This window comes from Devosia sp. (assembly GCF_041917035.1).
Classification (GTDB): domain Bacteria; phylum Pseudomonadota; class Alphaproteobacteria; order Rhizobiales; family Devosiaceae; genus Devosia_A.
In genome coordinates this window covers 1-12,611 of record NZ_JAYRYM010000107.1, presented here as the reverse complement: position 1 = coordinate 12,611, position 12,611 = coordinate 1, and the positions used below count along the sequence as shown (strand labels likewise).

The following is a 12,611-nucleotide window of genomic DNA, read 5'->3' as shown; positions in this document are numbered from 1 at the left end:
ATTTCTTCTAGCCGGCCCTTGGAGGGGACGGCGAGGGTGAGGCCGCCGGGCAAGGTGCTCACAGGTTCGCCTCCCGCTCCAGCCGATCGACCCACAGCGCGCAACCCGATGCACTGACCGGCTCGGGAGCGCCCAGCCGTTCCAGCATGCGGTCGTACTCGCCCCCGGAGGCGAGTATCTCGCCATCGCTGCCGGTCATCTCGAAGACGATGCCGGTATAGTAGTCGAGGCGCGGCGAGAAGCTGGCATCGAAGATGACGTCGGCGCTGGGCGACAGCGCCGCAAGCGCCGCCGCATGGTTGCGCACATGGCCGAGCTGGTCGTCGAAATCGAAGCCGGCCTCGTGACAGAGCGCACTGATCCGCACGAAAGCGGTCTCGGCGCTTTCGGCGACCGACAGGTATTCCTGCAGCAGCGTCACCGTCTCGGCCGGAATCGGCGCGGCGTCGAGCGCCTGCTTTTCCAGATAGCGGTCGGCGATCTCCTCGGGCGTGCGGCTGCCGATCAGGCTGAGCCCGCCCGAGAGCATGGCGTCGGTGACGATCTCGATGACGGTGTCGCGGCTATCCGGGGACGGCGCGGTGACGCGTTCCTCGGGATTGGCGAGACGCTCCATCAGCCGCTGCAACGCCTCGGGATGGCCGAAGCGGTGCCGGATGCGGCTGCGCCAGGCCGGCGGCACGTCGGCGGCCTCGAGGAAGGCCTCGAACAGCCCTACCCCACCGAACCGGACATTGGGCGCGGTGATGTCGTAGATGGCCAGGGCCCAGCGGGCGAAGGTCAGCACCTGATCCAGCGCCTGATCGGACTCGGCCTGCCCCAGCAGCTCGAGGCCGGCCTGCTCGAACTCCACCGGCGTCGAGTTGAGCTGGCGGAAGATCGGGCCGAGGTAGGTGAAGGCCGACGGCACCCCGATCAGCCCCTCCTCGAGGTACTGCTGGGCGATGGGCAGGGTGAAGTCGGGCCTGAGGCAGTACTCGACGCCGTTATTGGTGGTGGTGAGCAGCAGGTTGCGGCCGAACTCCTCGCCGGCGAGGTCGAAATACGGCCCGGCGGGCAGCAGCAATGGCGGCTCGGCGCGGGTGACCGTCCGCGACTCGACCAGCCTGACGAGGGCCGCGTAGCGCTCGGATGCCGACTTCACGTGCCGCCGTCCAGGTAGGCACGCACGGCCGGCAGCGCCGCGATCCGCTCGACGATCTCGGCGTCGGCGCACTCGAACTGGCCGGGGCGCTCGGCCTTCCATTCGGCATTGTCGGTGATGGCGCGGGCCGCCTCCTTGCCGGCGACCAGATCCTTGATCTGCACGACGCCACGCGCCCGCTCGTCGCTGCCCTCGATGATCACCGCCGGGGCGTTGCGCTTGTCGGCATAGGCGACCTGCTTGCCGAAGTTCCTGGTATTGCCCATGAACATCTCGGCGCGGATTCCGGCCCGGCGCAGCCGCGCGGTGATCTCCTGGTAGCGGGGGGTCTGGTCCCGGTCGAGCACCAGCACGACGACCGGGCCGACCGGGTCGCTGCCGGGCAGGTTGCCGGTGAGCTTGAGGGCATTGGCGAGGCGCGACACGCCGATCGAGAAGCCGGTGGCCGGCACCGGCTCCGACCGGAAGCGCGACACCAGACCATCATAGCGCCCGCCACCGCCCACCGAGCCGAACACCACCTCCTGGCCCTTCTCGTTCTGCACCGCGAAGGTCAGTTCGATCTCGAACACGGGGCCGGTGTAGTATTCGAGCCCGCGCACGACGGAGGAGTCGATACGGATGCGATCCGGGCCGTAGCCGCCGGCGAGGAACAGGGCTTCCATGGCCCGCAACTCCTCGACGCCCTCGGTGCCGCGCCGATTGTCGGCGACGAGGCCGGAGAGCCGCACGAAGAGCGGGTCTCCCTCATCCTCGGCGCGCACGTAGCGCAGCACCCGCGCCACCTGCTCGGGCGTGAGGTGCGCCCCCTCGGTGAAGTCGCCGCTGTCGTCGCGACGGCCGGCCCCGAGCAGATGGGCGACACCCTCGGTGCCGAGCCGGTCGAGCTTGTCGATGGCGCGCAGCACGACGAGGCTCCGCGCCGGGTCGGCCGCCCCGAGCCCGACGCTTTCCAGCACACCGTCCAGCACCTTGCGGTTGTTCACCTTGACCACGTACTGGCCCTGCAACCCCAGCGCATCCATGGTGTCGGCCATCATCATGCACATCTCGGCATCGGCCTCGGGACCGGCCGCGCCGACGGTATCGGCGTCGAACTGCATGAACTGGCGGAAGCGGCCCGGACCGGGCTTCTCGTTGCGGAAGACATAGCCGGCCCGATAGCTGCGATAGGGCTTGGGCAGCTTGTCGAAGTGCTCGGCGAAGTGCCGGGCCAGCGGCGCCGTCAGGTCGTAGCGCAGGCTCAGCCACTGCTCGTCGTCATCCTGCAGGGAGAAGACGCCGGCATTGGGCCGATCGGTATCGGGGAGGAACTTGCCGAGCGCCTCGGTGTACTCGAACAGCGGTGTCTCGACCGAGTCGAAGCCGTAGCGCTCGTAGACCTGGCGGATCCTCGCCACCATGCGGTCGACGGCTGCGATGTCGGCGGGCAGACGGTCTTCGAAGCCGCGCGGCAGTCGCGGCGCGATGAGCTTCTTCTTGTCGGTCATTGTCGGTCTGCTGGTCCGTGCCCGGAATCTGTGGCTGGTTCCTAACGGAAAGCCCCCTGCGACTCAAGGAAGGGACCTGTGTCGAAGCGGCAACACTCGCGCCCGCGCTGCGGCAGGCTGTCGCATGCGGGGTTGGCACGGGGCGCGAACCGGGCTATCAGCGCCACTGTTCAACGCCAACGGAAAGGGAGGCGAACTCAATGACCAAGTTCATCCACGTCTCCGGTCCTGGCGTTCACATGACTGGACTTCGCTGCGCCTGATGCGCCCGGACCTTTTCGGTCCCGTCCAGTCCATCCTCGCCTCCTGACCTGACCTAGCCGGCTTCGCCTTCGCGCCTCCTGCGCCCGAAGTCCGTGGCCATCCCTGCATCCGACACCAGAGGACCGGCCCCGCAAAGGGGATTCCGGACAACGCCATGACTCTCACTCTCGACGCGCGTGCCGCGGCACGGGCGAACCGTGTCTCACGCTCCCATGCCGGCATCGCCGGTGCCATGTTCTCGGCCATCGCGACGATGCTCGCCAACGCCCGGCCGGCACCGGAGAGCCGTCGCCACCGCTCGCGTGGATCGCCACCCGTGCCGGTGCAGCTGCGGCGCGACCTGGGGCTGATGCCCGAGGTGCTGGAGCCCCGAAGTCACTGGGACTACCGGTAGGCCACGCGGCCGCCCGGCAGTCCCCTCCCCCATCGCCAGAGGACCGGATCCTGTCCGGACAAGGCCATGATTCTCATCGTCAGGGACCGCGAAACGACGCAGGCCCTCGATACCAGCGCGCACGAGATCCGACGCGGTCTGTTCGCGCATGTCAGACTGTACCTGCTCAGGCGAAAGGCGGACGCGCTGCTGCGGCGTGCGCTGAAGCCCTACCGGGCCGGCAGTGCGGCGCAGCTGACGCCGCACCTGCTGAGGGATATCGGGCTGCCGCCCGATTTCGAGCGCTAGCCACGTCCGACAGCCGCCCGCCCCGCCTCGCGGGACGGGCCCTGCCCGCCCGATCACCACAATCGTCAAAGGGAGCCGGACGCAACGCGCCGGACTGAAGATGACAATCGACACAAGACGATACCGCCGGCCGGAGCGGCCACTCGACCCGCCAAGGCGGGAGCACCGCGACGGCGAACTGCCCCGAATATCTCAGCTGGCCCTGCTGATGCTGCTGCTCTATCGCCCCTGATCCGGCGCGCTCAGACCCGGCCGGCGGGCAGCCTGGCCGGCCGGGAGAGCGCGGCCCGCTCCGCCTCGATCTCGGCGCGACAATAGCAGCCGTCGACGTGATCGTTGACCAGCCCCATGGCCTGCATGAAGGCATAGCAGGTGGTCGGGCCGACAAAGCTGAAGCCGCGCCTGCGCAGGTCCTTGCCGAGGGCGCGGGAAGCCGCCGTCTCGGACGGAATCGTGCCGGCCTCGACGGCGGTGCCGTCGGGGCCAGGCTCGAAACTCCAGACATAGGCGGCAAACGAGCCGAACTCACGCTGGATGTCGAGCGTCCGCCTGGCATTGTTGATGGTCGAGGCGATCTTGCCGCGATGCCGCACGATGCCCGCATCGCCGAGCAGGCGCTCGATGTCGCCCTCTCCCATCGCGGCGACGCGGTCGATGTCGAAGCCGTGAAAGGCGGCGCGGAAATTCTCGCGCTTGCGCAGGATGGTGATCCAGGCGAGCCCGGACTGGAATCCCTCGAGGCTGAGCTTTTCGAACAGGCGGGCGTCGGCGGTGACCGGCCGCCCCCATTCCCGATCGTGATAGTGCACATAGAGCGGGTCCGTGCCGGCCCAGCTGCAGCGGATCGGGGGCTCGGAAGTTGACATCGAAAGGGCACCGTCAATAGTTGCGCGACGCGGCGATTCGGCGGGGGGCTGAGGCCTGTGATCGTTCCGGACAAGCTGTCGGCCCTGGTCGTCGACGACAATGCCTATGCGCGGGCCGCGGCCACCGCAACCCTGCGCAAGCTGGGTCTCACCAACATTGTCGAGGCCGACGGGGGCGCGCCGGCGGTCGGTTCGCTGCTGGCCAGCCGCTTCGACATCGTGTTGCTCGACTGGTACATGCCGGAGATGAGCGGGGCGGCGCTGCTGCAGGTGATGCGCGACCCGCGCTTCGGTGCCAACGGCACGGTGCCGGTGATCATGATGACGGCCTATCCCAACCGCGAGACGATCACGCGGGGCCGGCAGCTGGGCTGCTCGGAAGTGCTGACCAAGCCGTTCACCGCCGCGCAGGTGAGCAGCGTCCTCGGACGGCTGCTGCCGCATGGCTGGGACCTGCCGTCCGATGCGGCGTCCGGAGACGTCGCGGCCAAGATCTTCCTCTAGGCGTCGCGTCAGACACTGTTAACCACGACGGCCTACTGCTGCTTAACCATGCCGCTTCACTGCAAGTTCGGCATTTTCATCAATATTTCCGGTATCGCCCGCCAGTCGCGGGCCACGATCCGTGAGTGTTGTGATGATGCGTTCGTTTCGCAGCCTGATGCTCGGCGCCGCCCTCGTGCTGAGCTCGTCCCTCGTCGTCGAGACGGCCCAGGCCGCCCGGTTCCTGTTCGATCCGCCCCCCGGCATGTCGACGACCAGCGGCAAGCCGCGCAATGCGCTGCAGCTCAAGACCAACAAGGTGCGCCTCGATGCCCGCTTCATGCGGCAGGTGGTGCCCTACCAGACCGACCAGAAGCCCGGCACCATCGTCGTCGTGACGGCGCAGAAGTACCTCTACCTGGTGCTCGGCAACGGCCGGGCGCTGCGCTACGGCATCGGCACGGCGCGCGAGGGCTTCGAGTGGAACGGCACGCACCGCGTATCGAACAAGCGCGAGTGGCCCGGCTGGACCCCGCCCGAGGAGATGAAGCGGCGCAAGCCGGGCCTCCCCGACTACATGCCCGGCGGCGTCAACAACCCGCTTGGCGCCCGCGCCATCTATATCGGCTCGACGCTCTACCGCATCCACGGCACCAACGAGCCCTGGTCGATCGGCCAGGATGTGTCCTCGGGCTGCATCCGGATGGTCAACGAGGATGTCGAGGACCTCTACGACCGGGTGAAAATTGGCGCCAAGGTGATTGTGCTTTAGTTAGGATTTTCGGCGAGACTGGCGCCCGGATTCCTCTGGGTTTCGGGCGTCATGCGCGGTTTCATCGAGCTACTGAAGCGCTTCCATTCGGACGAACGCGGCGTCTTCGCCGTGCTGTTCGGCCTCATGGCCATCGTGCTGATCGCGACCGCCGGCGCGGTGGTGGACTACACCCAGATCGAGCAGGCGCGCACGCGGGCGCAGCAGGCGCTCGACTCCGCCGCACTGGGCCTGCTGCCCACCATCTACGACGCGACCGAGGACGAACTGATCGCCTCGGCGCAGGCGCTGGTCGAGGAACGCCTCGCCATGTCCAGCACCGACGTGTCGATCGACGATGCGACGCCAAATACGGACGCGGGCACGCTGCTGCTCTCGGGCTCCGTCACCGTTCCGATGGCCTTCGTGCAGTTGATCGGCATCCCCACCGTGACCGCCAAGATCTCGGCCGAGGCGACGCGCGGATCGGTCGACCTCGAGGTGGCGGTGTCGCTCGATAACACCGGCTCGATGAAGTACGACATCGATGATCTGCAGACGGCCCTCGAGGAACTGATCGACCTCGTCGTGCAGGAGGACCAGGAACCGACCTACTCCAAGATGGCGATCATCCCCTGGGCGGAGGCGGTGAACGTGGGCGATCTCGCCGACGAAATCCGTGGATCGGTACCGGCCGGCAAGACCATCACCAACCTCAGGTGGATGGCGAGCCAGGTCGATGTCAGCGGCATCACCAAGGCCAATCCCGCCGTCGTGACCACGGCGAGCAACCACGGCTTCGCAACCGGCGACGTCATCTACCTCGCCAATATCAGCGGCATGTCGCAGGTCAACAACAAGTATTACAAGGTGGTCTACAAGACGGCCACCACCTTCTCGCTGCAGACGACGGCCGGGGTCAACGTCAACAGTTCGAGCTACAACTCCTACCGTTCAAGCACGAGCGACAAGGCCCGAAAGTGCCTGATCACCAGCTGCGAGATCGTCGTCACCGCGACCGGCCATGGCTTCGCGACGGGCGACCATGTGCACATCGTGGGGACCAGCAACTCGTCCTACAATGACGAGACCTACACCGTCACCTCGCGGACCGCCGATACCTTTTCGCTCGACGGTGAGACCTCGACCAGTTCGACCGACCCGCGGGCGACCGGTGGCAAGGCCTACTGCACCGACTACCTGTGCGAGTACTACTATTTCGAGGACGACGACGGCGACTGGCGGACCTACCAGATCACCGACTGCGTCACCGAACGCGCCACCGACACCTATACCGACGCCCCGCCCTCGACGACGCTGCTCGGGGCGAACTACGAGAGCAACGGCGTTTGCGACATCGACCAGGACATCACGCCCCTGACCTCGGATACCGACGTGCTCTACGACGAGTCCGACGATATGGACGATCACGGCTCGACGGCCGGCCACCTGGGCACGGCCTGGGCCTGGTACATGCTGTCGCCGGAATTCGGCTACCTGTGGCCCGACGCCGAAAACGTGCCGGCCGACTACGATGAGCCGAACCTGCTCAAGGTCGCCATCATCATGACCGACGGCGTCTACAACCGGCAGTACTGCAACGGCGTCAGGACCGGCATCATCAACTGCGACGCGCCGGACGACACGGCGGTCCAGGCGGCAGAGCTGTGCGAGGCGATGAAAGACGAGGGTATCGTGGTCTATACGGTGGGCTACAACATCGCCGACGACAGCGACGAGGAAACCCTGCTCGAAGACTGCGCCAGCAGCGAGGACAAGGCCTTCTTCCCGGATGATGGCGGCGACCTGGTGGATACGTTCCAGGAGATCGGCCAGAACATTACCGACCTCAGGCTGTCGAAATAGGGCGGCCCGGCCTCGACCGGTTCAGCCGCCAGGGCGAAGCCGGCTCAACCCGCCAGCACGAAGCGGCGGCCACCGGGGAAGGCGGCGAGCGCCGCGGCCTGCTGGGCCGGGGTCAGGCCTTCGAACGAAACCGTCATCGGGGTCTCGGGGGCGTGGATGGGGGCGATTTCGGCGAGGCGCGCCTGGCGCGCACGCGCGCCGCTCGAAGCCAGGCGCAACCTGTGCCTGGTCTGCTGCAGGGTCGGTCGGTCGCGCCGTTCCATCCTCATGATCCTCGCCGTCCTCGTTGTGCGATCCAGCACTGCGTCATCGTGCAGCCGGTTGCGACCAGGGTAAGGCGGAGCCGGTCAATTTCCCGTTAGCGGCAACTGGGAATGCGAGGTTAACCCGGCCCGGCTGAATGCCCGTCTGCCGGCCCGTTCAGACCGCCTTCAGGCTGCACGTGTCGCCAAGGCCGAGCCGGACGCGTCCGACAATGCGGCCGCAACATGGCGGCCCCATGCGTCGGTCGGGTGCGCGGCGAGCTTCGGGACGATGGGTCGGGGATGGTACCGCCTCCCCGGTTCGAACGGGGGACCCCTAGATCCACAATCTAGTGCTCTAACCAACTGAGCTAAGGCGGCCCTGAAAGCGGGCGGACCATAGTTTCAGAACTGTCGGCTGGCAAGGGTGGAATTTCGGCGCGGCCGTCGCCTGTCGCGCCGCACTTAACCATGGGCCGCGAATGGCGGAAACCGGGCTCGCCTTGTTGTGGACCCCATTGCCGGGCCAAGTTATTTAGAGAGCGTTAAGTATCGAGTGCGGCCTGTGCCAAAACGGCACGGCCGGAGAGTGGTGCGCGTGCACGCAGACTGGATCAAATCGCCGAACGGCCGCCGGGTGCTGGTGCATTGGGCCGACGCCCGACCCGCCTGGCTGTGGTCGCAGGATGGCGAGTCGCTGCTGTGGCGCAATGACGCCGCCCGGTTCTTCCATGGCCGGATGAAGAAGCACGGCGTCAGGCTCGCCCCGGAGGCCGTGCCCATCCGCGGCCAGATCGCCCGCCTGATCCGGCTCGGCTCGCCCGGGCGCCCCAGCCTGAGCCGCATCCAGTTCCTGGCCGGCGACCGGCCGATCTCGACCACCTGCACCTGCACGCCGCTCGAACTCGAGGACGGCAGCATCGCCATGCTGATCGTCGGGGTCGACCCGATCGAGCCCGAACTGCTCGAGGCGGTCGAGCCGGGGCGGATCGACCCGCTGTCGATGCGGCTGTTTCCGGCCGGGGCCGAGCACCTCATCGTCAGCGAGGACAGCCAGATCACGGCCGGTTCGCCGCGTGCGCTGGCGCGCTTCGCGCCGATCATCGAGAGCGAGGGGCTGCCGGTGCTCGAGGGCGATTGCGGCACGGCCGAACTGGCCGGCGAGCGGCTGCTGCTGACCCGCTTCAGGGCCGGTCCGCACGACGCCATGCTGCTGCTGTTCGAGCCGGCCGGGGCAGTCGGCGCCGCCGCATCGGCGCCGCCGCCCGACATCGCCGAGCTGCGCTCCGAGGAAGGCCTCGAAGAGCTGCGTCGCCCTCTCGCCGAGATCGCCGAGCCCGCGATCGACGAGCCCCCGTTGGCCGAGCACCTGATCGCCGAGCCGCTGCTGCCGATCGGCCTGCCGCCCGGACCATTGCCAGCGACAACGCCTTCGCCGGGCAGCGACCTCTGGGTCGAGCCGATCCTCGACAGCGCGCCACCGCCGGGCACGCTGTCCTCGCTGTTCGATCGCCTCGCCGACGATGACGGCCTGTTCGGCGCGCTGGCCGAGCGCGACGAGACGTTTGTCGGCCCGCCGCCCGAACTCCCCGAAACCATCTTCGTCGCGCCGCCCGAGACCGCTCCCCTCGTTGCCGAGGACACCGTGCCGGAGCCGGCGAACGTGGCCTTGCCCGAGGCCGATGCCGCCGGGCAGACGGAAGCCGCGGCCGGCCTGCCGGCGACGACGGAATCGGGCGCAACCGAGCCCATGCCGCCCCCTGAGGCGCCACCGGACCGGCGCGAAACAGCGGAAGAAGCCGCCGCCGCGCAGCCGGAAGAGCCCGACACGTCGCCCGCCGCGGAGACCGGCGGGCCGGAGTTCGCTGCGCCGCCGGTCGCCGCCGAGGGATTGCCGGTCGAAGCGGCCGAAGCCGAGGCCGCGATGGAGCCCGGAGTCGACCAGATCGCCGAGCTGATCGCGGCGGCCGATGCGGAGAGCCCGATCCACCCGGCACCGGACGATACCGAGAGCGAACCCGCCTCCCTCGTCGGCGCGACCCAAGGGGTCACCGCGTGGCGGGTCATCGGGCGCGGCTTCGCGCCGATCGCGGCACCGAATGCCGGCAGCGTCGAAGCCGAGCCCATGCCGGCCGCCCCCGACGCAGAGACCGTGGAACGCGTCTCGCGCTACAATTTCGATGAGCTGAGCCGCATCCTCAGCGATCGCGTCGGTGGCAGCGGCGTGGCCGCGCCGACCGCGGAGCAGGAGATCGTCGCCGCGCCGGCCGCGCCGGATGGCGCCCTGATCAGCCTTGCCGGCGAAACGTTCATCCTCAACCGGCTGCCGCTCGGCATCATGGTGTTCCGGGACCAGCAGGTGCTGTTCGCCAACCGGGCGCTCACCGAACTGACCGGCTATGACAGCATCGAGGCGCTCCGCGCCGCCGGGCTCACGGCGATCTTTCCCGCCGAGGATTCCGGCGCGGCCGGCCCGGTGACGCAGCTGGTGCGCCGCGACGGCAGCCTTGCCCCGGTCAACGCCCGGCTGCAGTCGATCAACTGGCACGGCCGCCCCGCCTTGATGCTGTCGGCGAGCGTGGCCGAGCGGCGCGGCGGCCACGAGGCGGCGGTGCGCAGCTTTGCCGAGCTGCACGCCGAGGCGTCCGACGAGGGGTTCATCGCCGCCGACCGCAGCGGTACCCTAACCTCCGTCTCGTTGCACGGCCGCATCCTGCTGGGCCGGACCGAGGACGAGCTGGTGGGCCACCCGCTGGCGGCGCTGATCGAGCCCGACGAGATCGTCGAGCTGAAGCGCTTCCTCGAGCGCCCGGCCCGCTTTGCCGAGACCGCCCGTCCGGCCATCGTCTTCCGCGGCCGCAGTGCCGGGATCCAGCTGGTGCTGTTCGCCGAGGGGCAGGCGGGCGTGGTGGCCGGCTATTTCGGCACCGTGCGCAAGCTCGCGGCGGGCCAGCCTGCCATGCCGGCGCCGCCCCATCCGGCGGCCGGCGCGGACGATATCGAGCCCTCGATGCTGGTGCGGATCAGCCGTGGCGTGCGGCGCCCGCTCAACAGCATCATCGGGTTTGCCGACCTGATCCACAGCGGCGCGGCCGACGCCGCGCGTCAGGCCGAATATGCCCGCGACATCAAGACGGCCGGCCTCGAGATCGCCACGCTGGTGGACGAACTGGACGACTATGCGCGGCTGCGCGAAGGTCGCTACGAGGCGCAGGCCGACGACATCGAGCTCGGTGCACTGCTCGACACCTGCCTGCTGCGCGTCAAGGGCCAGGCCGCGACCGCCCGCGTGCTGGTGCGCAGTGCCGTCTCGGAGCGGTTGCCGCATATCACGGCCGACCGCGCCTCGCTGACGCAGGCGGTTCTCAATCTGCTCGCCAGCGCCATCGACCAGACCCCGAGCGGCGGCACGATGATCCTCTCGGCGCAACTCGAGGACAGCGGCGCCGTCGTCGTCAACGTCCGCGATACCGGAGAGCGCCGCAGTGACCTGGGGGAGCGCTTCGTGGTGTTCCGCGACGGCATCGGCCGGGACGGGGAAGCACTCGCACCGGTGCGCTCGAGCGTCGGGCTGGCGCTGACCCGCTCGCTGCTCGCCGTCAACGCGCTGTCGCTGAGCGTCGACCCGGTCGCCGGGCCGGGCACGCTGTTCTCGCTGATCATCCCGGCCGAGTTGGTCAGGGCGTAGCGTAGCAGATTGTCGCAGGGGGAAGCGACGCGACCGTGGCGTAGATGACTGGAGAGACTGCCGGAATCCGCTGCTCCCTAGAATGTTTCCAGATGTGGCCCGGACCGTGCCGATCGGCGGCGATGGTATATGTTGACTTCAAAAGTCACAAATAGGAGAAGGCGCGGCAAGCGCGGAGCCGGACTCCGCTACTTCAGGAGATGCTGCCAATGACCCTCAAGATCGCGCTCAGCGCCCTGCTGCTGGCCCTTGCCGCGACCCCGGCCGTCGCCCAGAACGGCGAGGTCAACGTCTACTCCTATCGCGAACCGGGCCTGATCCAGCCGCTGCTCGACAAGTTCACCGCCGAAACGGGGATCAAGACCAACGTGCTCTTCGCCGGCGACGGCCTGCTCGAGCGCGTCGCGGCCGAGGGCGAACTTTCGCCGGCCGACCTGGTGCTCACCGTCGATGTCGGCAATCTGGTCGGCGCCAAGGAACAGGGCCTGACGCAGCCGATCACCACCCCGGCGCTGGGCGAGCGACTCGCCCCCGAGTTCCGCGACGCCGATGGCGCCTGGGCGGCGCTGTCGCTGCGCGCCCGGGTGTTCTACGTCAGCAAGGACCGCGTCAGCGAGACCGCGCTGAGCTACGAGGACATCGCCAAGCCGGAGTGGAAGGGCCGCCTGTGCACCCGGCCAGGCGACCATGTCTACAATATCGGCCTGATCGCCAACCGCATCGCGCTGTGGGGCCTCGACAAGACCCGCGAATGGCTGACGGCCGTGCGCGACAACCTCGCCTACCCCCCGACCGGCAACGATCGCGCCGGCGTCAAGGCCATTCTCGAGGGCAGCTGCGACCTGTCGATCTCGAACACCTACTACATGGGCCTGATGCTCAACAACGATGCCGAGCCCGAGCAGAAGCAATGGGCGGCGGCGGCGCGCATCATCTATCCGGATGCGGCGGGCGAGGGCACGCAGGTCAACGCGGCGGGCGCCTTCATCGCCAAGTACGCCCCCCACCCCGAGAACGCCAATGCGCTGATCGCCTTCCTCCTCTCCGACGAGGCGCAGCAGCTTTACGCCAACGGCAACTACGAGTATCCGGCTGTGGCCGGGGTGCAGCCGGCGGACCTGGTGCTGAGCTGGGG

General features: G+C 68.4%; 12 protein-coding genes and 1 tRNA gene. 8 read left to right on the top strand and 5 right to left on the bottom strand.

Features of this window, described 5'->3' with window-relative positions:
• Positions 1 to 58: 58 nt before the first annotated feature.
• Positions 59 to 1,144 carry an ATP phosphoribosyltransferase regulatory subunit gene (locus ACE3TU_RS12260; protein WP_374624540.1) on the bottom strand — a complete coding sequence of 362 codons (1,086 nt, stop codon included), beginning with the start codon at positions 1,142 to 1,144 and terminating at the stop codon, positions 59 to 61.
• A complete protein-coding gene (hisS, locus tag ACE3TU_RS12255; protein ID WP_374624539.1) occupies positions 1,141 to 2,634 on the bottom strand; it encodes a histidine--tRNA ligase in 1,494 nt (497 codons plus the stop codon). Before hisS ends, ACE3TU_RS12260 begins: the two co-directional genes overlap by 4 nt.
• Positions 2,635 to 3,052: 418 nt before the next feature.
• On the opposite strand from hisS, the gene ACE3TU_RS12250 reads away from it, so the two are divergent.
• The 3 genes from ACE3TU_RS12250 to ACE3TU_RS12240 all read left to right on the top strand — a co-directional run bounded on the left by ACE3TU_RS12250 (position 3,053) and on the right by ACE3TU_RS12240 (position 3,812).
• A complete protein-coding gene (locus tag ACE3TU_RS12250) occupies positions 3,053 to 3,292 on the top strand; it encodes a hypothetical protein (RefSeq protein WP_374624537.1) in 240 nt (79 codons plus the stop codon).
• A gap of 66 nt (positions 3,293 to 3,358) precedes the next feature.
• Entirely contained in the window at positions 3,359 to 3,580 is a 222-nt protein-coding gene (locus ACE3TU_RS12245; protein WP_374624535.1) for a hypothetical protein, read from the top strand.
• A 100-nt stretch (positions 3,581 to 3,680) separates the two neighbouring features.
• A complete protein-coding gene (locus ACE3TU_RS12240; protein WP_374624533.1) occupies positions 3,681 to 3,812 on the top strand; it encodes a hypothetical protein in 132 nt (43 codons plus the stop codon).
• Positions 3,813 to 3,822: 10 nt separating this feature from the next.
• Here the strand turns inward: ACE3TU_RS12240 and ACE3TU_RS12235 are convergent, their stop codons facing one another.
• A complete protein-coding gene (locus ACE3TU_RS12235; RefSeq protein WP_374624531.1) occupies positions 3,823 to 4,446 on the bottom strand; it encodes a DNA-3-methyladenine glycosylase I in 624 nt (207 codons plus the stop codon).
• Positions 4,447 to 4,503: 57 nt separating this feature from the next.
• Between ACE3TU_RS12235 and ACE3TU_RS12230 the strand changes: the two genes are divergently transcribed.
• The 3 genes from ACE3TU_RS12230 (at position 4,504) to ACE3TU_RS12220 (ending at position 7,546) form a co-directional block, all read left to right on the top strand.
• Positions 4,504 to 4,950, top strand: a complete 447-nt coding sequence (locus ACE3TU_RS12230; protein WP_374624529.1) for a response regulator — start codon at positions 4,504 to 4,506, stop codon at positions 4,948 to 4,950.
• 133 nt (positions 4,951 to 5,083) lie between these two features.
• Positions 5,084 to 5,701, top strand: coding sequence for a L,D-transpeptidase (locus ACE3TU_RS12225; RefSeq protein ID WP_374624527.1), 618 nt, complete (start codon positions 5,084 to 5,086; stop codon positions 5,699 to 5,701).
• 51 nt (positions 5,702 to 5,752) lie between these two features.
• A complete protein-coding gene (locus ACE3TU_RS12220; protein ID WP_374624525.1) occupies positions 5,753 to 7,546 on the top strand; it encodes a ubiquitin-activating E1 FCCH domain-containing protein in 1,794 nt (597 codons plus the stop codon).
• A 44-nt stretch (positions 7,547 to 7,590) separates the two neighbouring features.
• Here ACE3TU_RS12220 and ACE3TU_RS12215 read toward each other — a convergent pair whose 3' ends face one another.
• Both ACE3TU_RS12215 and ACE3TU_RS12210 read right to left on the bottom strand, forming a co-directional pair.
• The gene (locus ACE3TU_RS12215) at positions 7,591 to 7,809 is read right to left on the bottom strand and encodes a hypothetical protein (protein WP_374624523.1); all 219 of its coding nucleotides are present in this window, start codon (positions 7,807 to 7,809) and stop codon (positions 7,591 to 7,593) included.
• Between the two features lie 283 nt (positions 7,810 to 8,092).
• A tRNA-His gene (locus ACE3TU_RS12210) sits at positions 8,093 to 8,169 on the bottom strand.
• Between the two features lie 217 nt (positions 8,170 to 8,386).
• Here ACE3TU_RS12210 and ACE3TU_RS12205 point away from each other — a divergent pair.
• Together ACE3TU_RS12205 and ACE3TU_RS12200 are read left to right on the top strand one after the other, a co-directional pair.
• On the top strand, positions 8,387 to 11,476 hold the full coding sequence (locus ACE3TU_RS12205; RefSeq protein WP_374624522.1) for a histidine kinase dimerization/phospho-acceptor domain-containing protein: 3,090 nt from the start codon (positions 8,387 to 8,389) through the stop codon (positions 11,474 to 11,476).
• 209 nt (positions 11,477 to 11,685) lie between these two features.
• Positions 11,686 to 12,611: extracellular solute-binding protein (locus ACE3TU_RS12200; RefSeq protein ID WP_374624520.1), on the top strand; the 926-nt coding region annotated here is incomplete at its 3' end.

Bases quoted from the DNA above. Each gene is read 5' to 3' on its own strand.
- hisS (WP_374624539.1), bottom strand. From the start codon at position 2,634: ATGACCGACAAGAAGAAGCTCATCGCGCCGCGACTGCCGCGCGGCTTC.
- ACE3TU_RS12250 (WP_374624537.1), top strand. From the start codon at position 3,053: ATGACTCTCACTCTCGACGCGCGTGCCGCGGCACGGGCGAACCGTGTC.
- ACE3TU_RS12245 (WP_374624535.1), top strand. From the start codon at position 3,359: ATGATTCTCATCGTCAGGGACCGCGAAACGACGCAGGCCCTCGATACC.
- ACE3TU_RS12240 (WP_374624533.1), top strand. From the start codon at position 3,681: ATGACAATCGACACAAGACGATACCGCCGGCCGGAGCGGCCACTCGAC.
- ACE3TU_RS12235 (WP_374624531.1), bottom strand. From the start codon at position 4,446: ATGTCAACTTCCGAGCCCCCGATCCGCTGCAGCTGGGCCGGCACGGAC.
- ACE3TU_RS12225 (WP_374624527.1), top strand. From the start codon at position 5,084: ATGATGCGTTCGTTTCGCAGCCTGATGCTCGGCGCCGCCCTCGTGCTG.
- ACE3TU_RS12220 (WP_374624525.1), top strand. From the start codon at position 5,753: ATGCGCGGTTTCATCGAGCTACTGAAGCGCTTCCATTCGGACGAACGC.
- ACE3TU_RS12215 (WP_374624523.1), bottom strand. From the start codon at position 7,809: ATGGAACGGCGCGACCGACCGACCCTGCAGCAGACCAGGCACAGGTTG.